At 69.4% G+C, this 21706-nt stretch carries 20 protein-coding genes; 10 read left to right on the top strand and 10 right to left on the bottom strand.

What is annotated here, in order from left to right:
- Window positions 1-175: 175 nt before the first annotated feature.
- A complete protein-coding gene (locus HNR00_RS23650; protein ID WP_183573699.1) occupies window positions 176-2293 on the bottom strand; it encodes a TonB-dependent receptor in 2118 nt (705 codons plus the stop codon).
- Window positions 2294-2550: 257 nt separating this feature from the next.
- Here HNR00_RS23650 and HNR00_RS23645 point away from each other — a divergent pair, with 257 nt between their 5' ends.
- From HNR00_RS23645 to HNR00_RS23630, 4 genes are all read left to right on the top strand, one after another.
- Complete coding sequence (locus HNR00_RS23645; RefSeq protein WP_183573697.1) at window positions 2551-3384, top strand: DUF3750 domain-containing protein; 834 nt, start codon at window positions 2551-2553, stop codon at window positions 3382-3384.
- Window positions 3385-3954: 570 nt separating this feature from the next.
- The gene (locus tag HNR00_RS23640; RefSeq protein ID WP_183573695.1) at window positions 3955-4446 is read left to right on the top strand and encodes a GNAT family N-acetyltransferase; all 492 of its coding nucleotides are present in this window, start codon (window positions 3955-3957) and stop codon (window positions 4444-4446) included.
- An 84-nt stretch (window positions 4447-4530) separates the two neighbouring features.
- Window positions 4531-5922, top strand: a complete 1392-nt coding sequence (locus HNR00_RS23635) for a GntP family permease (protein ID WP_183573693.1) — start codon at window positions 4531-4533, stop codon at window positions 5920-5922.
- Window positions 5923-5974: 52 nt separating this feature from the next.
- The gene (locus HNR00_RS23630) at window positions 5975-7294 is read left to right on the top strand and encodes a dicarboxylate/amino acid:cation symporter (RefSeq protein WP_183573691.1); all 1320 of its coding nucleotides are present in this window, start codon (window positions 5975-5977) and stop codon (window positions 7292-7294) included.
- A gap of 4 nt (window positions 7295-7298) precedes the next feature.
- On the opposite strand, the gene HNR00_RS26155 is transcribed toward HNR00_RS23630, so the two are convergent.
- From HNR00_RS26155 to HNR00_RS23610, 5 genes are all read right to left on the bottom strand, one after another.
- On the bottom strand, window positions 7299-7550 hold the full coding sequence (locus HNR00_RS26155; RefSeq protein ID WP_488199503.1) for a hypothetical protein: 252 nt from the start codon (window positions 7548-7550) through the stop codon (window positions 7299-7301).
- Between the two features lie 86 nt (window positions 7551-7636).
- Window positions 7637-9208, bottom strand: a complete 1572-nt coding sequence (locus HNR00_RS23625) for an aspartate ammonia-lyase (protein ID WP_183573689.1) — start codon at window positions 9206-9208, stop codon at window positions 7637-7639.
- 105 nt (window positions 9209-9313) lie between these two features.
- Window positions 9314-10210, bottom strand: a complete 897-nt coding sequence (locus tag HNR00_RS23620; RefSeq protein ID WP_183573687.1) for an amino acid ABC transporter substrate-binding protein — start codon at window positions 10208-10210, stop codon at window positions 9314-9316.
- 13 nt (window positions 10211-10223) lie between these two features.
- Entirely contained in the window at window positions 10224-11513 is a 1290-nt protein-coding gene (locus HNR00_RS23615; protein ID WP_183573685.1) for a dicarboxylate/amino acid:cation symporter, read from the bottom strand.
- Between the two features lie 153 nt (window positions 11514-11666).
- Window positions 11667-13352: a methyl-accepting chemotaxis protein gene (locus tag HNR00_RS23610; protein WP_183573683.1), complete on the bottom strand. Its 1686-nt coding sequence runs from the start codon at window positions 13350-13352 to the stop codon at window positions 11667-11669.
- 280 nt (window positions 13353-13632) lie between these two features.
- Between HNR00_RS23610 and HNR00_RS23605 the strand changes: the two genes are divergently transcribed.
- Genes HNR00_RS23605 through HNR00_RS23580 form a run of 6 tightly spaced genes read left to right on the top strand, consistent with a single transcriptional unit; the run spans window position 13633 to window position 19090 of the window.
- Window positions 13633-14547: an ABC transporter permease subunit gene (locus HNR00_RS23605; RefSeq protein ID WP_056237309.1), complete on the top strand. Its 915-nt coding sequence runs from the start codon at window positions 13633-13635 to the stop codon at window positions 14545-14547.
- Window positions 14547-15914: a high-affinity branched-chain amino acid ABC transporter permease LivM gene (gene livM, locus HNR00_RS23600; protein ID WP_183573681.1), complete on the top strand. Its 1368-nt coding sequence runs from the start codon at window positions 14547-14549 to the stop codon at window positions 15912-15914. The genes HNR00_RS23605 and livM overlap by 1 nt, the downstream gene beginning before the upstream one ends.
- Entirely contained in the window at window positions 15914-16798 is an 885-nt protein-coding gene (locus HNR00_RS23595) for an ABC transporter ATP-binding protein (protein ID WP_183573679.1), read from the top strand. The genes livM and HNR00_RS23595 overlap by 1 nt, the downstream gene beginning before the upstream one ends.
- The gene (locus HNR00_RS23590; protein WP_183573677.1) at window positions 16795-17547 is read left to right on the top strand and encodes an ABC transporter ATP-binding protein; all 753 of its coding nucleotides are present in this window, start codon (window positions 16795-16797) and stop codon (window positions 17545-17547) included. Before HNR00_RS23595 ends, HNR00_RS23590 begins: the two co-directional genes overlap by 4 nt.
- Before the next feature lie 29 nt (window positions 17548-17576).
- Window positions 17577-17942: a DUF6867 family protein gene (locus HNR00_RS23585; protein ID WP_210306661.1), complete on the top strand. Its 366-nt coding sequence runs from the start codon at window positions 17577-17579 to the stop codon at window positions 17940-17942.
- Window positions 17943-17965: 23 nt separating this feature from the next.
- A complete protein-coding gene (locus HNR00_RS23580; RefSeq protein WP_183573673.1) occupies window positions 17966-19090 on the top strand; it encodes a branched-chain amino acid ABC transporter substrate-binding protein in 1125 nt (374 codons plus the stop codon).
- 10 nt (window positions 19091-19100) lie between these two features.
- Here the strand turns inward: HNR00_RS23580 and HNR00_RS23575 are convergent, their stop codons facing one another.
- From HNR00_RS23575 to HNR00_RS23560, 4 genes are read right to left on the bottom strand one after another with little or no spacing between them, the layout of a single operon-like run.
- Window positions 19101-19367 (bottom strand): hypothetical protein, encoded by a 267-nt coding sequence (locus HNR00_RS23575; RefSeq protein ID WP_183573671.1) that lies wholly within the window; start codon window positions 19365-19367, stop codon window positions 19101-19103.
- Window positions 19351-20025, bottom strand: a complete 675-nt coding sequence (locus HNR00_RS23570; RefSeq protein ID WP_183573669.1) for a hypothetical protein — start codon at window positions 20023-20025, stop codon at window positions 19351-19353. The genes HNR00_RS23575 and HNR00_RS23570 overlap by 17 nt, the downstream gene beginning before the upstream one ends.
- Before the next feature lie 4 nt (window positions 20026-20029).
- On the bottom strand, window positions 20030-21460 hold the full coding sequence (locus HNR00_RS23565) for an APC family permease (protein ID WP_183573667.1): 1431 nt from the start codon (window positions 21458-21460) through the stop codon (window positions 20030-20032).
- Window positions 21460-21630: a hypothetical protein gene (locus HNR00_RS23560; RefSeq protein ID WP_183573665.1), complete on the bottom strand. Its 171-nt coding sequence runs from the start codon at window positions 21628-21630 to the stop codon at window positions 21460-21462. The genes HNR00_RS23565 and HNR00_RS23560 overlap by 1 nt, the downstream gene beginning before the upstream one ends.
- Window positions 21631-21706 lie beyond the last annotated feature (76 nt).

The following is a 21706-nucleotide window of genomic DNA, read 5'->3' as shown; positions in this document are numbered from 1 at the left end:
TCTGCTCCATGGACGGCCTCCTCGCTTGAGATCTGCAACGACCTCAATCTGGCACACACGATGCCGTCGGGGGCCGTCCACCCCATCACGACTGGGCACGACGCCCCGTGACGCCGCGCATCACGGGAGGATTCCGGGTTCCGCTCCGCGGCCCCGGAATGACGGCGGTGCCTCTTCAGAACCGCGCCGTCAGGAACAGCCGCAGGTTCCGGCCCGGCAGCAGGATCTCGTCCTTCTTGAAGGAGGCCGAGTTGCGGATGCGGTCGTCCAAGAGGTTGCGGCCCTGGAGCCCCAGCGTGATCTCGCTGGCACCGTACACCGCCGGATCGATCGGCTTGGTGTAGCTGATCTCCGCCCGCAGATCGTCCCAGCCCGGCGTCGGGGTCTCGATCGGCGCGGTCTCGGTGTGGGCGAAGGCGTGGAGCAGGAACACCCGCGCGTACCAGCCGTCGGCCCGCAGGTAGGCGCCGCCGCCGAGCCGGTGGGGCGGGATGCGCGGCACGAAGCCACCGTTGTCGAACTGCGCGCGGACGAAGTCGTACTGCGCGTCGACGCCGATGAAGCCGTTGCCGACCGGGATCAGGTCGAGCTGCGCGCCGATCTCGGCACCGTAGAATTGCGCGTTGGACTGGGTGTAGACGATCTGGCGCAGCTCGTCCTCGGCGCCGCAGGTCGAGAATTCGTCGCCGCAGAACGTGCCGGTCTCGCGCTTGTAGATGAAGCCGGTGTAGCGGGTGATGTAGCCGGTGGCATCGAGGCGCAGGGGGCCCACCGCCCGGCGGATGCCGAGTTCGAGAGTGCGGGCGCGCTCCAGCTTCAGGTTCGGATCGCCGATCTCGAAGGTCTCGGTCGCCTCGTGCGGCCCGCGCGAGTAGAGCTCGAGCACGGACGGGGCGCGCTCGACGTAGGACGCGGTCAGACTCCCCACGAAATCGTAGGGCAGGTCCTGCAGCACGCCGAAGCTCGCGCTCTTCGGGGCGAAGCGGCGGCGGCGGTCGTATTCCAGCGGATCGACCGGGCCGGGCAGGTAATCGCCCGGGAAATTCGTCGCCGTGCCGGTCGCGCGCGTCCCCTCGATGCGGCCCGCCGCCTGGAAGCGGGTGCCGGAGGGCAGGGCCAATTCCTCGAACAGGTAGAGGGCGTTGGCCCGCGCATCGGTCGGCGCAAGGAGCCCGCCCGCCTCGCCGGAGGTGCCGAGCACGCGCCGGTCCGACTGGACGCCCACCGCGCCGGTGAGCACGCCGAAGGAGAGATCGACCGGCACGTGCTGCGCCTCGACCCGGCCCTCGACCTCGCGGCTCTTGAAGGTCGAGCCGATGGTGCGGAAACCGTCGTCCTCCAGCCCGCTCTCGTTGTGCTTGTAGACCGAGCCGCCGGCCCAGAAGCGGATCACCGCGAACGGGCCTTCGAGCGGCCGGACCTCGCCCCGCGCCAGGAGCCGGTCCTGCACCGGATCGAGCAACACGCGCCGCTCCGCCGAGCCGCCGCCGGGAATGCCGTAGAGCGCGTCGTAATGGCTGTAGGAGATGCCGACGAAGCCGCGGTCGCCGATCACCGAGATGCCGACCGCGCCGCCCTGCGACCGGTATTGCGAGTTCGCCTGGATGCCGGCGGGCGTGTTGTAGCTGTCGCCCTGGCTGCGGAAGCCGTCGGCGTGGACGGCGACGTTGTCCGAGCCCGCATCCACACTGGCCGCGGTGTTGTACCCGTTGTCGACGCTCGAATAGCCCGTCGTCACCCGGCCGGCGATGCCGCCGACGGGGATGAAGGTCGGCACCCGGTTGTTCTCGGCGGCCACCACGCCGCCGATCGCCTGGCTGCCGTAGCGGAGCGCCGCGGGGCCGCGCACCACCTCGATGCGGTCGGTGGCAATCGGGTTGATCGGCACCGCGTGGTCCTCGGACAGCTCCGAGACGTCGCCGATGCCGACGCCGTTCTCTTGGATCCGCACGCGGGTGTTGTCGAGACCGCGGATGATCGGGCGCGAGGCGGCGCCGGGCGCGAAGGTCGAGGCCGACAGGCCGGGCTTGTCGAACAGGGCGTCGCCGAGCTGCGTCGGCTGCGAGCGCTCGATCTCGGAGCGCGTCACCACCGTGACCGAGGAGAACGAATCGGTCACCACCGGCAGCACGCCGGTCGGCGTCCGGGTGGGTAGCGGGGGGAGGGCGCCCGCCACGGGCCTCGCCGCCGGCTGGACCGGGCTCGCGGCGACGCTCAGCTCCTCGAGCGTCGTCGCCTGCTGGGAGAGCGCCGGCACCGCCCCGCCGGACAGGATCGTCCCGGCCAGCAGCATGCCCCGTCCCGTCCGCCTCGCCGCCGATCGCATCTTGCCTCGCTCAACATGTTATAATGTTTCATCGCGCGGATGTGACCTTGTTACAAGCGCGGACTCGGCGGCGGCGATACGCGGGCGGGCAAGCGTTGCCGTAAAGCCGCACTCGCGCTCCGCGTGCGGGCGCGCACGGACTGCGCGACGATGAGCCGGCGAACCGCCGCAGGCGGCCCCGCGCCGCTTGAACCGTGGCCGGCCCGCGGCAACATGCGCGGGACATGACCGCCGCCCTGCTCGCGAGCCTGCGCCTCGCCACCTTCGTCCTTCTCGTCGTCCTCGTGCTGGCCTTCCTGCTGCCGCTCGCGACCCACGCCCTGTGGTGGAGCGCGAAGGGCGGGCGCGCCGAGAGCTGGTCCTCGGCCGACTGGTCGAGCGCGGGCATCCTGCCGCCGGCCTCGGCCGCGCCGGAGGCGATGGTGCGGGTCTACGCCGCCCGGGTCGGGCGCTGGCGGGGCATTTTTGCGCATCACAGCTGGGTGGTGACGAAGGAGGCGAACGCGCCCCGCTACACCCGCTACGACGTGGTCGGCTGGGGCCCGCCGGTGCGCACCGACGCCTACGCCCCCGACGGGCGCTGGTTCGGCAACGATCCGGAGCCGGTGCTCGCCCTCGACGGCGAGGCGGCCGCCCGCGCGATCCCGGCGATCCGCGCCGCGGTGGCCGACTATCCGCATCGCAGCCTCGGCTCGTACCGGGCGTGGCCGGGGCCGAACTCGAACACCTTCGCGGCCCACGTCGTCGCGGCCATCCCCGACAACGACGTGCCGCTGCCGCCGACCGCGCTCGGCAAGGACTGGACCCCGCCGGGCCGCTTCCTCGAGATCACCCCGAGCCACACGGGCCTGCGCCTGTCGCTCCAGGGCTATGCCGGGCTGACGATCGGCTGGGTCGACGGCTTCGAGATCAACCTGCTCGGCGCGGTGGCCGGCCTCGACTGGCGCCGCCCGGCGCTGAAGCTGCCGGGCTGGGGGCGGATCGATTTTCGGCCGGGGGCGGGGGAGAGCAATGCGCGGGCGGCGACGCTGCCGGAGGCGTCTTCGCGGGGTGGGTAGGAAGGCCGATCTGCCTTAGATGAAATATTTCGATCACAACATCGAATTACATTCGAGAATTTGGCGCATCAGAGCCCACGTCGCGCTGCAGTGTCGCAAACATCAATCCCAAGGCAGCTTGGCTTTGTAGCCTTGAGCTTCATATCGGCGAACACATTCACCCATTTTTCGACGCGCCTCCGTCCTCTCGGCTTCATCTGCCATCATCATGAAATCGCGCTTGTAATTTTGCAGACAGAGCTCTGGCCGGCCTCCATTCGGGGGAATGAGTTCTGCTTCGATCAAAACCACTGAGCCGCAACCGGCGAGCGACAAAGGCAACACAATGACTGGAACTTTGCAAAAACTACGCACGATCCTACCTTTCATCAATTAACCCGCACTGTATCATAAGATGATTGAAGAAATTATCGCTGCGCATCGTGCTGACTCGATCACCGCCCCTCAAGAGAGGACTCAGGCGGGCTGCCGCTCATCGACACAACGCTCATGCTTGATCAAGCCGAACAGGATGATGCCGCCTGCCGACACGGGAGGACAGAAAAAGCCGTCCGATCCTAAACCGCCGCGATGACCGACCTCACCATCCGCCCCGCCACGCCCGATGACCACGACGCGATCTGGGCGATCCTCGAGCCGATCCTGCGGGCCGGCGAGGCCTTCGCGCTGCCCCGCGACTGGGACCGGGCGCAGGCGCTGGCCTACTGGTTCGCGCCGGCGCATCACGTCCACGTCGCGCTGGACGGGGACAGGGTGCTCGGCGCCTACTACCTCCGCGCCAACCAGCTCGGGGCCGGCGATCACGTCGCCAACGGCACCTACGCGACGAAGGCCGAGGCGCAAGGCAGGGGCGTGGCGCGGGCCATGGGCCTGCACTCGTTCGAGACGGCGCGGGGCCTCGGCTTCACGATGATGCAGTTCAACCTCGTCGTCGCGACCAACACCCGCGCGGTGGCGCTGTGGACGGGCCTCGGGATGCGCGAGGTCGGACGCCTGCCGGGCGTCTTTCGCCATCCCACCCACGGGCCGGTCGATGCGCTGGTGATGCATCGGACTCTGTAAGCGCCCCTCCATTGAAGACGGCCGCGCTTCGTCCAGATGGGTCCGGTGCACGGCCCGCGCGCCGCTGCCCGGAGGGTCGAGCACGTGAGCTTCCTGATCTGCCTCGCGGCGCTCTTCTTCCTGATGGGAATCGCCTATCGCGGCTTCTCGGTGATCCTGTTCGCGCCGGTCGCCGCCATGGGCGCGGTGCTGCTGACCGATCCGGCCGCCGTGCCGACGCTGTTCTCCGGCCTGTTCATGGAGAAGCTGGTCGGCTTCCTGAAGCTGTACTTCCCGGTCTTTCTGCTGGGGGCCGTGTTCGGCAAGCTCGTGGAGATTTCCGGCTTCGCCCGCTCCATCGTCGGCGCCGTGACGGGGCTTCTGGGGGAGGGTAGGGCGATCGTCGCCATCGTGCTGGTCGGCGCGATCCTGACCTATGGCGGCGTCTCGCTGTTCGTGGCGGTGTTCGCGGTCTATCCCTTCGCCGCCGAGCTGTTTCGCCGCTCGAACATCCCCAAGCGGCTGATCCCCGGCACGATCGCGCTCGGCGCCTTCACCTTCACCATGGACACCCTGCCGGGCACGCCGCAGATCCAGAACATCATCCCGGCCTCGTTCTTCAAGACCGACGCCTACGCCGCCCCCGTCCTCGGGATCATCGGCGCGCTCTTCGTGTTCGGGCTCGGCATCACCTATCTCGAATGGCGCCGCCGCCGCGCGGGCGACGAGGGCTACGGCGAGGGCCATTCGAACGAGCCGCAGGCGGTCGAGGACAAGGTCGTCATCCACCCGATGGTGGCGATCCTGCCGCTCCTCATCGTCGGGATCGGCAACAAGCTCCTGCTCGGCTGGATCACCGCCACCTACGGTGAGACCGCGAGCGCGGCGCTGACCCCGGAGATGGCCGCCCATCCGGTCACCGTACCGGTCAAGGCGGTGGCGGCGATCTGGGCGGTGGAGGGCGCGCTGCTGCTCGGCATCCTCGCCACCGTGATCCTCGGGTATCGCAACCTCGCGCCCCGCTTCGTCGAGGGCTCGAAGGCGGCCGTCGCCGGTTCACTGCTCGCCGGCATGAACACAGCGACCGAATACGGCTTCGGCGCCGTTATCGCGGCTTTGCCGGGCTTCAAGACGATCTCGGACGCGCTCTCGGCGATCCCGAATCCGCTGATCAACGAGGCGGTGACCGTCAACGTGCTGGCCGGCGTCACCGGCTCGGCCTCGGGCGGGCTGTCGATCGCGCTCGGCGCCCTGTCGGGCCGCTTCGTCGAGGCGGCGCAGGCGGCCGGCATCCCGCTCGAGGTGATGCACCGCGTCGCCTCCATGGCGAGCGGCGGCATGGACACGCTGCCCCACAACGGCGCGGTCATCACGCTCTTGGCCGTCACCGGGCTGACCCACCGCCAGTCCTACGGCGACATTTTCGCGATCACGATCATCAAGACCCTGGCGGTGTTCTTCGTGATCGGGGTCTACTACCTCACCGGCTTGGTGTGAGCCCTGGCACCGCCCTTGCTGCCCGAGCCGGGGACGTAAGGGGGCCGAGCCGATGACCACCACAGCCGCCACGCTGCCGGCCGCGCGCACGCCGCTCCACAAGTCGCTGTTCGCGCAGGTGATCGCGGGGCTGCTCGCCGGCATTCTGCTCGGGCTCGTCGCGCCCGAATTCGCCAAGAGCCTGAAGGTGTTGAGCGACGCCTTCCTCAAGCTGATCTCGATGATCGTCGCGCCGATCGTGTTCTGCGTCGTCGTCCACGGCATCGCGGGCGCGGGCGACCTCAAGAAGGTCGGGCGGGTGGGCGTGAAGGCGCTGATCTATTTCGAGGTGATGACCACGGTCGCCCTCGTGCTCGGCCTCGTGCTGGCCTGGGTCGTCGGGCCCGGCCACGGCATGAACGTCGACGTCGCGAGCCTCGACGCCAAGGCCCTGGGCCAAACCGCCGACAACGCCCAGAAGCTTCAGGGCGGGGGCATCTCGGCCTTCCTGCTCGACGTGATCCCGAAAACCGCCTTCGACGCGCTCGCCCGCAACGACGTGCTGCAGGTGCTGTTCTTCGCGGTCCTGTTCGGGGCGAGCCTGTCCTTGGTCGGCGGCGAGAAGGGCCGGGCGGTCACGGACATGATCGACGCGTTGAGCGCCGTGCTGTTCAAGGCGATGGGCCTGATCGTGCGGGTGGCCCCGCTCGGCGTGATGGGCGCGGTGGCCTACACGGTGGCCCGCTACGGCATCGGCTCGCTGACGCAGCTCCTCTCGCTGGTCGCCCTGTTCTACGCCGCGGTCGCGCTGTTCGTGTTCGGGGTGCTCGGCGCGGTGATGCGGCTGTCGGGCCTCAGCCTGTGGAAGTTCCTGCGGTATCTGCGGGCCGAGCTGACGATCGTGCTCGGCACCGCCTCGTCGGATGCGGTGCTGCCGCAGATCATGCGCAAGCTCGTGCATCTCGGCATCAAGGATTCCACCGTCGGCCTCGTGGTGCCGACGGGCTACTCGTTCAACCTCGACGCCTTCTCGATCTACCTGACGCTCGCCGTCGTCTTCATTGCCCAGGCCACCAACACGCCGCTCTCGCTCAGTGACCTGATGCTGGTGCTCGGCGTCTCGCTCGTCACCTCCAAGGGCGCGCACGGCGTGCCGGGCTCGGCCATCGTGATCCTGGCCGCGACCCTCAACGCCGTGCCGGCGATCCCCGCCATCGGCCTCGTGCTGGTGCTCTCGGTCGATTGGTTCATCGGCATGGCCCGCGCGCTCGGCAACCTGATCGGCAATTGCGTCGCCACCGTCGTGGTCGCCGCCTGGGAGGGCGACCTCGACCGGGAGCGGGCGCGCCGGGTGCTGGACGGGGAGGCGGTGGCGGATTCGGCGGCGGGGTAGGGGACTACCGGAGCGCCTTCGGATGCATCGATTTCGTACCGGCGAAATAATGGCCGAGCGAACAGCCGGGATGGCCGATCAGATGCTCGAAATGGGCCCGCATTCCATCTTTACCGGCCCTGTGGGCGCGCACGCCACCATGACATTCACGGCAGCGCATCCGCCGCCCGGAGGGCATCGTCAACGCCCGATCGATGTCGATTGGCGTCCACGCTCTGTTGGCCCAAAGCTCGCATGTGGCAGGTTCCGCATCCATGGAAGATACATACAACCTTGGAGCGCATTCTCATAGAGAGTACCTGACGGCCTCGGTTGCGTGGCACCGCCTCATGCGCCCACTCATCACCCCGCGCTCCCGGCCTTCTGCCGACGGGTCGGGTGGGTCATCGCTTCGAGTTCGAGTAGCTGATCGAGCTGGGCCCGCGTGAGCAGGCCTTCCTCCAGCACCAGATCGGCCACCGGGCGGTTCTCCGCGAGGGCGCGGCGGGCGACCCGCGAACTCGCCTCGTAGCCGAGCGTGGGCGCCAGCGCCGTGACGAGGCCGACCGAGCCCTCGACGAGGCTGCGACAGCGCTCGCGGTCGGCCTCGATGCCCTCGACGCAGCGCTTGGTCAGGGTGTCGATCGCCGCCGTCAGCATCCGCAGGGAATTGAGCACGCAGAAGCCGATGGTCGGCTCGAAGGCGTTGAGCTGGAGCTGCCCGCCCTCGGCGCAGAGCGTCACGGTGAGATCGAGGCCGATCACCATGTAGGCGACTTGGTTGACCACCTCCGGGATCACCGGGTTGACCTTGCCCGGCATGATGGAGGAGCCCGCCTGCACCGCCGGCAGGCGGATCTCGCCGATCCCCGTGCGGGGGCCGGAGGAGAGCAGGCGCAGGTCGTTGCAGATCTTCGAGAGCTTGACCGCGACGCGCTTGAGCGTGCCGGAGAACAGCACGAAGGCGCCGAGGTCCGAGGTCGCCTCGATCAGGTTGGAGGCCAGCACCATCGGCTGGCCGGCGAGCCGCGACAGCTCCTCGACGGCGAGCGCGGCGTAGCGCGGGTCGGCGTTGATGCCGGTGCCGATGGCGGTCGCGCCGAGATTGACCTCGCGGAACAGCCCGACGATCTCGGTCAGCCGCGCCACGTCCTCCTTGATCGTGGCGTGGAAGCCGTCGAATTCCTGGCCAAGCGTCATCGGCACGGCGTCCTGGAGCTGGGTGCGGCCCATCTTGAGCACGTCGGCGAACTCCACCGCCTTGCCCTTGAAGGCGTAGGCGAGGTCGTCGAGCGCCTTCACCAGCGGCGCGGTGGCGAAGATCACCGCGAGCCTGAGCGCCGTCGGGTAGGCGTCGTTGGTGGACTGGGCCATGTTGACGTCGTCGTTGGGATGGAGCGCGGCGTAGTCCCCGGGGCTCCTCCCCATCAGGCCCAGCGCCACGTTGGCGATCACCTCGTTGGCGTTCATGTTGGTCGAGGTGCCGGCCCCGCCCTGGATCGCGTCGACCACGAAGGATTCGGCGTAGACCGGATCGGTCGCCACCCGTGTGCAGGCCGCGTCGATGGCGCTCGCCTTGTCCTCGGGCAGGTAGCCGAGCCGGCGGTTGGCGCGGGCGGCGGCCTGCTTCACCAGGGCGAGCGCGCGCACGAGGTCCGGAAAGTGGCCGACCGGCACGCCGGTGATCGGAAAGTTCGCCACCGCCCGCTTGGTGTGGATGCCCCAGAGCGCGTCCGCCGGCACCTCGCTGTTCCCGAGGAGATCGTGCTCGGAGCGCGTCCGGCCGGATTCCAGCGCGATGGTGCGCACCGTCGCCACCGCGAGCCCGTCGGACGGGGGAGCCGCGGCGGGCTCGGGCGCGGCCGACGCCGCGGCGGCGGCCTTCGCCACTCGCTTGGCGACGCGCTTGGCCGTGGTGCCGGGTGCCTTCGCCATGCCGTCTCCCCCCGATGCTTCGGTGGCTCTCTCAGAGCCCGCTTGACGGATTCATCCTACCCATCCGAGTCGGCCTCATCTCGAAGAGATATGTCGAACAGCCCCTCAGTCCGGCAGCCCCATCACGGCGAAGCTCGTACGCAGGTCGTCCGACATCGGGATGTCGAGGCGCTCGCCGTTCGGCAGCCGCTTGAGGAACCACTTGTCGTAGGTCCAGCGCAGCTCGCGCGATTCGGCAAGCCGCTGGAAGGTGGCCGTGACCAAAGCCGCGAGCGCCGGATCGTCCTTGCGGAAGGCGAGGGCGTAGGGCTCGAACGAGAGCTTTTCCGGCAGCACCGTGAAGACCGCGCCGTCCGCCCCCGCGGCGGCCTTGAGGCCGTAGAGCAGCACGTCGTCGGTGGCGAAGGCGTCCGCCCGCCCGTCCCGCACCATGGCGAAGGATTCGCCGTGGTCCTTTGCCGTGAGGATCTCGGCGCTCACGCGGGCCTTGGCCAGCATGGTGCGGAGGGCCGCCTCGTTGGTGGTGCCGGCGGTGACGACGACGCGCTTGCCCCCGAGATCGCGATAGGACCCGATGCCGGAATCGCGCTTCACCAAGAGCTTCGTCGCGCTGAAATAGGTGACGGGCGAGAAGGCCACGATCTTGCGCCGCTCGGCGTTCGTCGTGGTCGAGCCGCATTCGAGGTCGATCCGGCCCGAAGTCAGCGCGTCGAAGCGGCTCTCCGAGGTCACCGGCTCGAAGCGGGTTCGGACATCCCGGCCGGTCGCCCGGCCGATATCCTCGACGACCTCCCGGCACAGGTCGAGCGCGTAGCCGACCGGGCCGCGGCCCCGTTCCTCGAACGAGAACGGCACCGAACTGGTCCGGTAGCCGATCACCACCTCGCCGGTCTCGGCGGCCTTGCGCAGCGTCCCGGTCAGGACTTCGACCGCGGCGGCCGGCTTGGCCGCGAGCACGAGGGCCAAGAGGAGGGCGAAGAGGAGAGCGATCCGGGCGGGCATCCGCGAAACACCTCTACTCGGCGGCCGCCGTCGCGGGGCCCGCCCCGATCTCCCGGTCGAGGCTCTGGTCGGTCTCGCTGAGCTGGCCCTCCCACTTGGCCACCGCCACCGTGGCGATGCTGTTGCCGAGCACGTTGGTGGCCGAGCGGCCCATGTCGAGGAACTGGTCGATGCCGATGATGAGCAGCAGGCCCGCTTCCGGGATGTTGAACTGGGCCAAGGTGGCCGAGATCACCACCAGCGAGGCCCGCGGCACGCCGGCCATGCCCTTCGAGGTCACCATCAGCAGGAACAGCATGGTGAGCTGCTGCCCCCAGGAGAGCGGGATGTCGTAGGCCTGGGCGATGAACAGCACCGCGAAGGTGCAGTACATCATCGAGCCGTCGAGGTTGAACGAGTAGCCCATCGGCAGCACGAACGAGGTGATGCGGTTGGGCACGCCGAATTTTTCGAGGTTGGCCAGGGTCTTGGGATAGGCCGCCTCGCTCGACGCGGTCGAGAAGGCGAGCACGAACGGCTCCTTGATCAGGCCGATCAGCCGCTTGAGGCCGTTCACGCCGACGAGCAGCGCGCCGGCGAGCAGCAGCATCAGCCACAGCACCGACAGGCTGAGGTAGAACTCGACGAGGAAGGTGCCGTAGGTGACGAGCACGCCGATGCCCTGCGTCGTGATCGTCGCCGCCACCGCGGCGAAGACCGCGAGGGGCGCGAAGTTCATCACGTAGCCGGTGACCTTCAGCATCACCTCGGCGAGCTGCTCGACCCCGTGCGCCAGCGCCTTGCCCTTCTCGCCGAGCGCGGCGAGGCCGACGCCGAAGAAGATCGAGAACACGACGATCTGCAGGATCTCGTTGTTGGCCATCGCCTCGACGGCGCTCTTCGGCACGAGATGGGTGACGAAGTCCTTGAGCGAGAGCGAGGCGGTCTTGAGCCCGGTGCCCGCGCCCGTATCGGGCAGCGGCAGGTTCAGGTTGTGGCCGGGCTGCAGCAGGTTGACGAGGACGAGCCCGAGCGCGAGCGAGCAGAACGAGGCGCCGACGAACCACAGCAGCGCCTTGCCGCCGACGCGCCCCACCGAGGCCGTATCGCCCATATGCGCGATGCCGACCACCAGCGTCGAGAACACCAGCGGCGCGATGATCATCTTGATCAGCCGCAGGAAGATGTCCGAGATCAGGGCGATGTAGCCGGAGATTTCCTTGGCGGTCTGCGGGTCCGGCCAGGTGATGCTGCACAGGTAGCCGACGAGGATGCCGAGCACCATCCCGACGAAGATCAGGGTCGTCAGCCGGGTGGACTTCATCGGATCTCTCCACAGGCCCGCCTTGTGCCGATCGGCCGGCTCCTCGTGGAGAAGAGTGAAGCAGGAAGGAGGCCACGCGCAAGCTCGGTTGTGCGCGGCCTCCCCGATCAGTTCGATAAAGCCGGGGAGAGTAGCGAGCCCGCCCGAAAGGGATCAGGCCGCCCGCACGCCCGCCAGGAAGCGATCGACCTCGGCGCCGAGCCGCTCGGATTGCTGCGACAGCTCGGTGGCGCAGGCGAGCACTTGGCTCGCCGCCGCCCCGGTCTCCTCCGCCGCCGTCGCGACACCCGCGACGTTGCCGGTGACCTCCCCCGTGCCGAGGGCGGCCTGGGCGACGTTGCGCACGATCTCCTGCGTCGCCGCGCCCTGTTCCTCCACCGCTGCCGCGATGCCGGTCGCCATGCCGCTGATCTCGCGGATGCGGCCCGCGATTCCGTCGATCGCCGCCACCGCCTGACCGGTCGAGGACTGGATGCGGCCGATCTGGGCGGTGATCTCTTCCGTTGCCCGCGCGGTCTGGCCGGCAAGCTCCTTCACCTCCGAGGCGACGACCGCGAAGCCCCGGCCCGCCTCACCGGCGCGGGCCGCCTCGATCGTGGCGTTCAGCGCCAGAAGATTGGTCTGGCCGGCGATGGCCGAGATCATCGTGACGATGTCGCCGACGCGGGCGACCTCGCCGCTCAGTTCCTTCACCAGGGCGGCGCTTTGGCCGGCCTCGCCGACCGCGGCCTGGGCGAGCGCGGCCGAGCCGTCGACCTGACGGCCGATCTCGCTCACCGTCGAGCCGAGTTCCTCGGCCGCCGCCGCCACGGTGGTGACGTTGGTCTCGGCCTCCTCGGCGGCAGCCGCGACCGCGAGCGAGCGGCGGGCGGTCTGGTCGGCGGTGCCGGCCATGCCCTGCGCGGTCGCCTGGAGCTGGGACGCCGCGGCGGCGACGCCGTCGATCAGCCCACCGACCGCCCGCTCGAAGCCGTCGGCCATCGCCCGCGTCGCCGCCCGGCGCTGCACCTCCGCGTCGGCGCGGGCGAGCGCGGTCTCCTCCTCCAGCGCGCGGGTGCGGATCAGGTTGTCCTTGAACACCTGCACGGCCGCCGCCATGGCGCCGATCTCGTCGCGGCGCCCGGTCGCCGGGATCGCCACCGTGGCGTCGCCCGCGGCGAGGCGCCCCATCGTCGCCGTCATGGCGCGCAGCGGCTGGGCGACGTTCAGGCCGAGCCCGACGGCGGCGCCGACCGCGAGGAGGAACGCGACACCGATGAAGAGCAGCGTGGAGAAGTTGGCCGTCTCGTAGGCGGCCTCCGCCGCGCTGCCGGCGAGGCGGGCGTCCGTCTCGTTCGCGTCGATGAGCTTCTGGAGCTCCGCCAGCGTCGCGTTGCTGCCCGCCGACATGGTCGTGTTGTAGATCCGCTGGGCGCCGACGACGTCGCCCTCGTTGGCCCGGGCGATGGCCTCGGCCTGGAGCGCGGTGTAGGCCTGCCACTTCGCCTCGAAGCTGGCGAACAGGGCGGCGGTCTCGGGGGTGGAGGGCTGCCGCAGGAAGGCCTCGCGGAACTCCCCGAGTTCGCGGATGCGCTTGGCGATCGTCTCCGCCACCTCGGCGCGCAGCGCGGGCGTGTCGGCGGTGATGAGGCGACCCCCGTTCACCCGCAACCGCAGGACGGCGACCTGGATCTTGGCGAGGATCTGCGTGACCGGCAAACGATGATCGCGCAGCTCCCGGGCGGCCTCGTTGACCTGGCGCAACTCCCACAGCGAGAACGCGCCGAAGGAAACTACCAGAAGGACCAAGACCCCGAAACAGGCCCCAAGCTTTCCTCGGATGGATGAAAGCCGGAACATATTCTTGACTCCTGATATCGTGATCCAATTACGGCGAATACCCCTCGATGTGTTTCCGTTTTCTTAAAGATCACTCAAATCAAGGCAAATTTGCCGCCGTTGTAAGCCGCCGCCGGGACGACGGTCGGACACCGCCACGCGGAAGCCGCAGGACGGCCCTTCCCGTAGGCGATTCCGGCGGCTACGCTCGCGCCCTGCGCGGGGTCCGGCTGTCGCCGGGACGCACCTTCCGGCGACGCGCCGGGCGCCACCGTCACGAGAGACCCGAGACCGCCGCCGCATGGACGTGTTCGTACAGCAGCTCATCAACGGCCTGACTCTGGGCTCGATCTACGGCCTGATCGCCATCGGCTACACGATGGTGTTCGGCATCATCGGCATGGTGAACTTCGCCCACGGCGACGTCTTCATGGTCTCGACCTTCATCGCGCTGATCAGCTTCCTCGTGCTGACGGCTTTGGGCATCTCCTCGGTGGCGCTCGCCTTCCTCGCGGTGCTCGTCATCACCATGGCGCTGACGGCGCTGTGGGGCTTCTCCGTCGAGCGCATCGCGTATCGCCCCTTGCGCGGCTCGTTCCGGCTGGCGCCGCTGATCTCGGCCATCGGCGTGTCGATCTTCCTGTCGAACTTCGTGCAGGTGGCCCAAGGCGCGCGCAACAAGGCGCTGCCCTCCATGCTCGACGGCGGGCTGACCCTGTTCGAGCGCGACGGCTACGCCGTGACGCTCTCCTACAAGCAGATCCTGATCATGGCGGTGACCAGCGTGCTGCTGCTGGGCTTCTGGTACCTCGTCCAGAGGACGCCGTTCGGCCGGGCGCAGCGCGCCTGCGAGCAGGACCGCAAGATGGCAGCACTTCTCGGCATCGACGTCGACCGCACCATCTCGCTCACCTTCGTGCTCGGCGCGGTGCTCGCGGCGGTCGCAGGCCTGCTCTACCTGCTCTATTATGGCGTGGTCTCGTTCTCCGACGGCTTCGTGCCCGGCGTGAAGGCCTTCACCGCGGCCGTGCTGGGGGGCATCGGCTCGCTGCCGGGCGCGGTCATCGGCGGGCTGATCATCGGGCTGATCGAGACCTTCTGGTCGGCCTATTTCTCCATCGAGTACAAGGACGTGGCCGCCTTCTCGATCCTCGCCATCGTCCTGATCTTCATGCCCTCGGGCCTGCTCGGCCGGGCCGAGGTCGAGAAGGTCTGATGGCCGCCGCCGCCACGCCGCCCGCCGCGATCCTCAAGGATGCCGGCCTGTTCGCCCTCGTGGCGCTCGGCCTGTGCATCCCGATCGTCAGCCACCGCACCGATCTGGGCGCGGACGGTCTCGAACTGACGCCCCGCTGGGGCCTCGTCGCGGGCCTGTGCGCCGCGGTCTTCACTGTCCGGCTGGTCCAGCGCCTCGTGCTGGAGCGGCGCGCGTCGCTCACCCCTTCGCCGCAACAGGCGACCGAAGCGGTCGGCGCCGAACCCAATGCCGGCCAGCGCCTGTCGCGCCTCGGTCTGCCGCTCTTCGTGGGCTTCGCCCTGTTCCTGCCGCTGATCGCGGCGCTCGCCAGCGGCGGCCTCTCGCCCGCGCGCTACTGGATCGATCTCGGCATCCTGATCCTCACCTACGTGATGCTCGGCTGGGGGCTCAACATCGTCGTCGGCCTCGCCGGCCTGCTCGATCTCGGCTACGTCGCCTTCTACGCGGTCGGCGCCTATTCCTACGCCCTGCTCTCGACGGTGTTCGGGCTGTCGTTCTGGGTCTGCCTGCCGCTCGCCGGGTTGTTCGCCGGCCTGTGGGGGGTGATGCTGGGCTTCCCCGTCCTGCGGCTGCGCGGCGACTACCTCGCCATCGTCACGCTGGCCTTCGGCGAGATCATCCGCCTTGTCCTCATTAACTGGACCGACGTCACCGGCGGCTCGGCGGGCATCTCCTCGATCCCGCGAGCGACCTTCTTCGGCGTGCCGTTCAAGGCCGGGCCCGACGGATTCTCGGCGCTGTTCGGCCTGACCTTCGATCCGATGCACCGGATCGTGTTCCTCTACTACCTGATCCTGGTGCTGGCGCTGATCACCAGCCTCGTCACCTTGCGGCTGCGCCGGCTCCCCATCGGCCGCGCCTGGGAGGCCCTGCGCGAGGACGAGATCGCCTGCCGCTCGCTGGGCATCGACACCACCAAGACCAAGCTCACCGCCTTCGCCCTGGGGGCCATGTTCGGCGGGTTCGCCGGCTCGTTCTTCGCCGTGCGCCAGGGCTTCGTCAGCCCGGAGAGCTTCAACTTCCTCGAGAGCGCGATCATCCTGGCGATCGTCGTGCTCGGCGGGATGGGCAGCCAGCTCGGCGTCGCGGTGGCCGCCGTCGCCATGGTCGGCGGGCCGGAATTGCTGCGCAACCTCGGCTTCCTCAAGGCCGTGTTCGGCGAGGGCTTCGACCCCAACGAGTTCCGGCTCCTCCTGTTCGGTCTCGCCATGGTGGCGATGATGATCTGGCGCCCCCGCGGCCTCATCTCCGACCGGATGCCGACCGTGGCGCTGGGCCGGCGCAAGGCCATCGGCAAGGACCTCGTGCGCGAGGGCCACGGCTGATGGCGACCCGCCGCCCGGACGACCCGGACGCCGTCCTCACCGTCGATCACCTCACCATGCGCTTCGGCGGCCTCACCGCCGTGGACGATCTCTCGTTCCGGGCGCGCCGCAGCGACATCACCGCGCTGATCGGCCCGAACGGGGCCGGCAAGACCACCGTCTTCAACTGCATCACCGGCTTCTACCGCCCGAGCGAGGGTATGCTGACGCTGCGCCATACGGATGGCGCCGCGCATCTCCTGGAGCGGCTGCCGAACCACGCGGTCAACCGCCGGGCGCGGGTCGCCCGCACCTTCCAGAACATCCGCCTGTTCTCCGGCATGACCGTGCTGGAGAACCTGATGGTGGCCCAGCACGCCCCGCTGATGCGCGCCTCCGGCTACACCCTGCTCGGGTTGCTTGGCCTGCCGGGCTACCGCCGGGCGGAGGCCGAAGCGGTCGCCAAGGCGAGCGCATGGCTGGAGCGGATCGACCTTCTGCACCGTGCCGACGATCCGGCGGGCGACCTGCCCTACGGCGACCAGCGCCGCCTGGAGATCGCGCGGGCCATGTGCACGGGCCCCGAACTCCTCTGCCTCGACGAGCCGGCGGCCGGCCTCAACCCGCGGGAATCGGCCGACCTCGCCCGGCTCCTGCGCCACATCCGCGACGACCACGCCACCTCGGTGCTGCTGATCGAGCACGACATGGCGGTGGTGATGGAGATCTCCGACCACGTGGTCGTGCTCGATTACGGAAAGAAGATCGCCGACGGCCCGCCGCGGGAGATCCGCGAGGACCCGAAGGTGATCGCCGCCTATCTCGGCGTCGAGGACGAGGAGGTGGCTATTGTCGATGCCGAGGTCGGGCTGACGATCCCCGTGGCCGAGGAGGCGCGCCCGTGAGCGTCCCGCTCCTCAGCCTGCGCGGCGTCTCCGCGTACTACGGCAGCGTCGCGGCGCTCCGCGGCGTCGATCTCGACGTGAACGAGGGCGAGATCGTCACCCTGATCGGCGCCAACGGCGCCGGCAAGTCGACCCTGATGATGACGGTGTTCGGCGCGCCGCGCGCCCGCTCCGGCTCGATCTCTTTCGCGGGCGAGGACATCACCGCTCAGCCCACCCACACCATCGCCCGGCTCGGCCTCGCCCAGTCGCCGGAAGGGCGACGCGTCTTCCCGCGCATGAGCGTGCAGGAGAACCTGCAGATGGGCGCCGCACTGCACGGCGGGCGCTACTTCGCGCAGGACCTGGAAAAAGTCTGCACGCTGTTTCCACGCCTCAAGGAGCGTCTGAGCCAGCGCGCCGGCACGATGTCGGGCGGCGAGCAGCAGATGCTCGCCATCGGCCGCGCCCTGATGAGCCGGCCCCGCCTGCTGATGCTCGACGAGCCCTCGCTCGGCCTCGCGCCGCTCGTCGTGAAGCAGATTTTTTCCGCGATCTCGGCCCTCAACCGGGAGGAGGGGATGACGATCTTCCTCGTCGAGCAGAACGCCTACCACGCCCTGAAGCTGGCGCACCGCGGCTCCGTGCTGGTCAACGGCCGCATCACCCTGAGCGGCCCGGCCCGCGCATTGCTTGACGATCCCTCGATCAAGGCCGCCTATCTGGAGGGCGGCCACGCCCCTGTGGCGAGCGTGGGGGAGGGGGTCTAGGCGTGTTCCAAGGCGCGGTCCAAGGATTCTTGCACGAGTCCGACTCGATCCTGCCCTTCCTCCTCGTCACGGTGGCGATGGGCGGCTGGGCCGGCTGGATGGCGGCGCGCGCCGTGGCGCGGGGCTGGCGGCCCTACCTCGCCTGCCTGCCGGCCCTGCTCGGTGTGGCGGCCGCCGTGCGCTTCATCCACTTCGCGCTGTTCTCGGGCACGCTGCTCTCACCACATTACTTCGCCATCGACGCGCTCGTGGTGCTCGCCGTCGGCTCGGCGGCGTTCCGCCTGACGCGGGCGCGGCAGATGACGACGCAGTACCGCTGGCTCTACGCCCGCACCGGGCCGTTCACGTGGCGCGAACGCAAAGAAGGCCAATCGCAGCAGGCCGGGCGGCCGTGATTGTCGATTTTCGGGGGGACACCATGAAGCGTTTCACATTCCTGGCCGGCCTCGCGCTCGGCCTCGGCCTGAGCGGGGCCGCTGAGGCTCAGATCAAGATCGGGGTCGGCAGCCCCGTGACCGGCAACAGCGCCGCCTTCGGGGCGCAGGTGCGCAACGGCGTCGTCCAGGCGGTGGAGGACATCAACAAGGCCGGCGGCGTGAAGGGCCAGAAGTTCGAGCTCTCCACCGGCGACGACGCCTCCGACCCGAAGCAGGGCGTGTCGGTGGCCAACAAGTTCGCCTCGGAAGGGGTGAAGATGGTGGTCGGCCACTTCAACTCGGGCGTCTCGATCCCGGCCTCCGACGTCTATCTCGATGCCGGCATCATCCAGATCACACCGGGCTCGACCAACGTGAAGTTCACCGAGCGCGGGATGTGGAGCACGTTCCGCACCTGCGGCCGCGACGACCAGCAGGGCGCCATGGCCGGCGACTACCTCGCGACCAAGCTCAAGGGCAAGAAGGTCGCCTTCGTCCACGACAAGACCCCCTACGGCAAGGGCCTCGTCGACGAGACCCTCAAGGTGTTCAAGGCCAAGGGCGGCAAGGAGACGATGATCGAGGGCATCAATCCGGGCGAGAAGGACTATTCGGCCCTCGTCTCCAAGCTGAAGCAGAACGGCGTCGATCTGGTCTATTTCGGCGGCTACTACACCGAGGCCGGGTTGATCATCCGTCAGATGCGCGACCAGGGCCTCAAGGCGCCGCTGATGGGCGGCGACGGCATGGTCGACAAGGAGTTGGTCGCCATCGCCGGCCCGGCGGCGGAGGGCACGCTGGTCACCTTCCCCCCGGACGCGCGCAAGAACCCGGCGGCCAAGGACGTGGTCGCGGCCTTCAAGGCCAAGGGCATCGAGCCGGACGGCTACACCCTCTACGCCTACGCCGCCGTGCAGATCCTGGCGAAGGCCGTCGAGGCCACCGGCTCGACCGAAGGCGAAAAACTCGCCGCCTACCTGCACCAGGGCAAGCCGACCGCCACCGCCATCGGCGAGATCGCCTATGACAAGAAGGGCGACATCACCCGGCCCGACTACGTGATCTACGAGTGGAAGAAGGGCCCGTCCGGCACCATCGACTACACCGGCAACGAGATCGCTCCGTAGCGATCCCGTATCAAACGCCCCGCTCGAACCTTGTCCGGTCGAGCCGGGCGCCGCGATAGGCGTCGGTCAGAGAGAGCGCCCAGACGAAGAACCCGCCGGCGTGGCGGCCGACGAAGCTCGCTTCCGGCGCCGCGAACTTCGCCGTCAGCCATCCGCCGAGGATGGCGAAGAGGGCGAAGCCGAAGCCGCGGGCGGCGCGCCCGGTCCAGACATGGCCCATGCCGGGCAGGAGCGCCGCGACCATCAGGACGTGGCGCGGGTCAGGCGGCGCGCGCATGGACGATCTTTTCCGGGTTCTGCGACAGGGCGCGGGCGAGGCGATGCAGTCCGGCGAACGTCTCGTCGAGGAGCGCAGGCGGGATGCCGTCGAGGTCGAACCGGCTGCCGCGCAGCAGCAGGTAGGCGCCGCGCGCGCCCTCCGCCGCCTGCACCACGAGGCGCACGCCCCGGGGCGTCACCAGCACCTCCTTGACGCGGGGGTCGGCCAGGATTTTCGCGATGATGGGCTCGGCCTGCCGCAAAAGAACGTCGGCGCCCCCTGTCCCGCGCACCAGCGTGTCGGCGGGCCAGCCGGGCGGGGGATCGAGGCGCAGCGGCAGGTCGGCGGGGGCGTAGAACTCGACGCCCGCGGGCCGGCGCAGCACATCGAGGGTGGCACTCACGGGAAGCGGGCACCGCAGGCTCACCGAGAGCCAGAGCTGCGGCAGGCGGCGATGCACCAGCGCCTCCGGGATCAACCGCACGGCGACCGGCATCCCGTCGCGAACAGCGTCGAGGGTGGCGAACCCGGCCCGGTCGCGCCCGAGCCGCGGCGCCCCGAAAAGCGCCGTGCATCCTGACAAAAGCCCGGCCCGCCACGCCGCCGCGCGCCGGCCCTGCCGCCAGCAGAACGCGGCGGCGGCCAGGGCGACCAGGGCGGCGAGCGCACCGAGCATCGGCTCAGTATCCCTTGGGCTTGGGCCAGGGCATCGTGAACTGCTCGCCGCGGCGGACATACTTGTAGCGGTGCAGCACGAACCAGGCGGAGGCCGCGATGTAGAAGGCCATCATGGCGAGCAGTTGCGTGCCGTAGCCCAAGAAGACCGCGAGGTAGGTGACGGTGCAGAGGCACAGCAGCAGGATCGCCGGCAGCGGGTGCAGCGGGTGGACGTAGCCCCGCTGGATCGAGCCGAGCGGCCACTTGCGGCGGAACAGCACGATCGAGATCGCCATCAGGGTGTACCCGAGCAGCCCCGATAGGATCGAGAGCGTGATGGTCTGATCCAGCGGCGTCGAGATCGCGAACAGGATCGCGATCGGCACGAAGAACACGATCGCCCGGTAGGGGGTGCGGTAGGTCGGATGCACCGCCCCGAACCAGACCGGCATGTAGCGGTCGCGGCCCATGGCGAACCATGCGCGCGAGGCGTCGTTGATGCAGCCGTTGGCCGAGGCCACCGTCGCGAACAGCGTGCCGAGGAACAGGAACAGCTCCAGCCAGCGGCTGCCGGTCAGCCGCGCCGCGTCGTAGAGCGGGGTGACGGCCTGGCCGAGATACTCCCACGGCATCAGGCCGGTGGAGACGTACCACGTGAGGGTGGCGGCGATCAGCAGGGTCATCATGCCGGTCATGGTGCCGAGCGGCAGCGCGCGGGCGGGCGAGCGCACTTCTTCGGCGGCCTGGGTCGTGCCCTCGATGCCGAGGTAGAACCACAGCCCGAAATGCATCGCCGCGAGGATGCCCAGCGACCCGTAGGGCAGGCCGACGAGCAGGCTCTCGTGCTGGAGCACCGCGCCCGGCGCCCAGGGCTCGCTGGCCACGAACAGCACGACGATCGCGGCAAACGCCGCGGCGGTGATGACGAGGTTGAGGGTGAGCGTCGCCAGCACGCCGCGATAGTTGAGGAAGGCGAGCGCCACCACGGTCAGCACCATGAAGGCGCGCTTGTCGACCGTGCCCTCCAGCTGCAGGCTGTGGGCGAAGGCCTCGATCAGGTCGCCGGTGACGATGGCGTTCGACACCTCCAGCATGGTGTAGGCCATGACGAGGTAGAGGCCGACGTTGAAGGCGGCCAGCGGCCCGATGATGTGCTTGGCCTGGGCGTATTGCCCGCCGGCGGCGGCGACCGTCGAGGTGATCTCGGAATCGATCATCGCGACGCAGGTGTAGAGGATGCCGGCGAGCCAGCAGGCGGCGAGCGCCGCGATCGGCCCGCCCTTTCCGACGGCGAAGTTCCAGCCCATGAACTCGCCGACCAGCACGATGCCGACGCCGAGCGCCCAGACATGGCCGGGGCCCAGCACGCGCAGAAGCGCGATCCGCTTGGCCGGAGGGGCCGCGGCGGCGGCGGGGGCCGGCGGCGTGGTGGCGGGTTGCAGGGTGCTCGTCATCACGACCTCGCCGCCGTCTCGCCGACGTCCGAATCCACGATCTCGCCCTCCTCCGAGGAGAGCAGGAAGCTCTCGTCGTAGGCGCGGTTGGTGCGCCAGAGGTCGATGCCCATCCACAGGGCGAGGACGGCCGCGACCGCCCAGGCGCCCCAGTTCATCACGGCCACCATGGCAGGGTCCCCCGGCTTTCGCAGTCTTTGAAAGGATTCGGAGAAAGGGGTCGGGCGGCCTCGGCCGCCGGCCACC

The organism is Methylorubrum rhodinum (genome assembly GCF_014199935.1).
In the GTDB taxonomy this organism is placed as follows: domain Bacteria; phylum Pseudomonadota; class Alphaproteobacteria; order Rhizobiales; family Beijerinckiaceae; genus Methylobacterium; species Methylobacterium rhodinum.
This window is presented reverse-complemented; position numbering and strand designations above follow the sequence as displayed.

Excerpts from the sequence above, each read along its gene's own strand:
- HNR00_RS26155 (WP_488199503.1), bottom strand. The coding sequence starts at position 7,550 with ATGGATGCGGAACCTGCCACATGCGAGCTTTGGGCCAACAGAGCGTGG.
- HNR00_RS23580 (WP_183573673.1), top strand. The coding sequence starts at position 17,966 with ATGAAGCGTTTCACATTCCTGGCCGGCCTCGCGCTCGGCCTCGGCCTG.
- HNR00_RS23570 (WP_183573669.1), bottom strand. The coding sequence starts at position 20,025 with ATGCTCGGTGCGCTCGCCGCCCTGGTCGCCCTGGCCGCCGCCGCGTTC.
- livM (WP_183573681.1), top strand. The coding sequence starts at position 14,547 with ATGGCCGCCGCCGCCACGCCGCCCGCCGCGATCCTCAAGGATGCCGGC.
- HNR00_RS23630 (WP_183573691.1), top strand. The coding sequence starts at position 5,975 with ATGACCACCACAGCCGCCACGCTGCCGGCCGCGCGCACGCCGCTCCAC.
- HNR00_RS23640 (WP_183573695.1), top strand. The coding sequence starts at position 3,955 with ATGACCGACCTCACCATCCGCCCCGCCACGCCCGATGACCACGACGCG.
- HNR00_RS23560 (WP_183573665.1), bottom strand. The coding sequence starts at position 21,630 with ATGGTGGCCGTGATGAACTGGGGCGCCTGGGCGGTCGCGGCCGTCCTC.
- HNR00_RS23650 (WP_183573699.1), bottom strand. The coding sequence starts at position 2,293 with ATGCTGCTGGCCGGGACGATCCTGTCCGGCGGGGCGGTGCCGGCGCTC.
- HNR00_RS23595 (WP_183573679.1), top strand. The coding sequence starts at position 15,914 with ATGGCGACCCGCCGCCCGGACGACCCGGACGCCGTCCTCACCGTCGAT.
- HNR00_RS23610 (WP_183573683.1), bottom strand. The coding sequence starts at position 13,352 with ATGTTCCGGCTTTCATCCATCCGAGGAAAGCTTGGGGCCTGTTTCGGG.
- HNR00_RS23645 (WP_183573697.1), top strand. The coding sequence starts at position 2,551 with ATGACCGCCGCCCTGCTCGCGAGCCTGCGCCTCGCCACCTTCGTCCTT.
- HNR00_RS23605 (WP_056237309.1), top strand. The coding sequence starts at position 13,633 with ATGGACGTGTTCGTACAGCAGCTCATCAACGGCCTGACTCTGGGCTCG.
- HNR00_RS23625 (WP_183573689.1), bottom strand. The coding sequence starts at position 9,208 with ATGGCGAAGGCACCCGGCACCACGGCCAAGCGCGTCGCCAAGCGAGTG.
- HNR00_RS23565 (WP_183573667.1), bottom strand. The coding sequence starts at position 21,460 with ATGACGAGCACCCTGCAACCCGCCACCACGCCGCCGGCCCCCGCCGCC.
- HNR00_RS23575 (WP_183573671.1), bottom strand. The coding sequence starts at position 19,367 with ATGCGCGCGCCGCCTGACCCGCGCCACGTCCTGATGGTCGCGGCGCTC.
- HNR00_RS23620 (WP_183573687.1), bottom strand. The coding sequence starts at position 10,210 with ATGCCCGCCCGGATCGCTCTCCTCTTCGCCCTCCTCTTGGCCCTCGTG.
- HNR00_RS23615 (WP_183573685.1), bottom strand. The coding sequence starts at position 11,513 with ATGAAGTCCACCCGGCTGACGACCCTGATCTTCGTCGGGATGGTGCTC.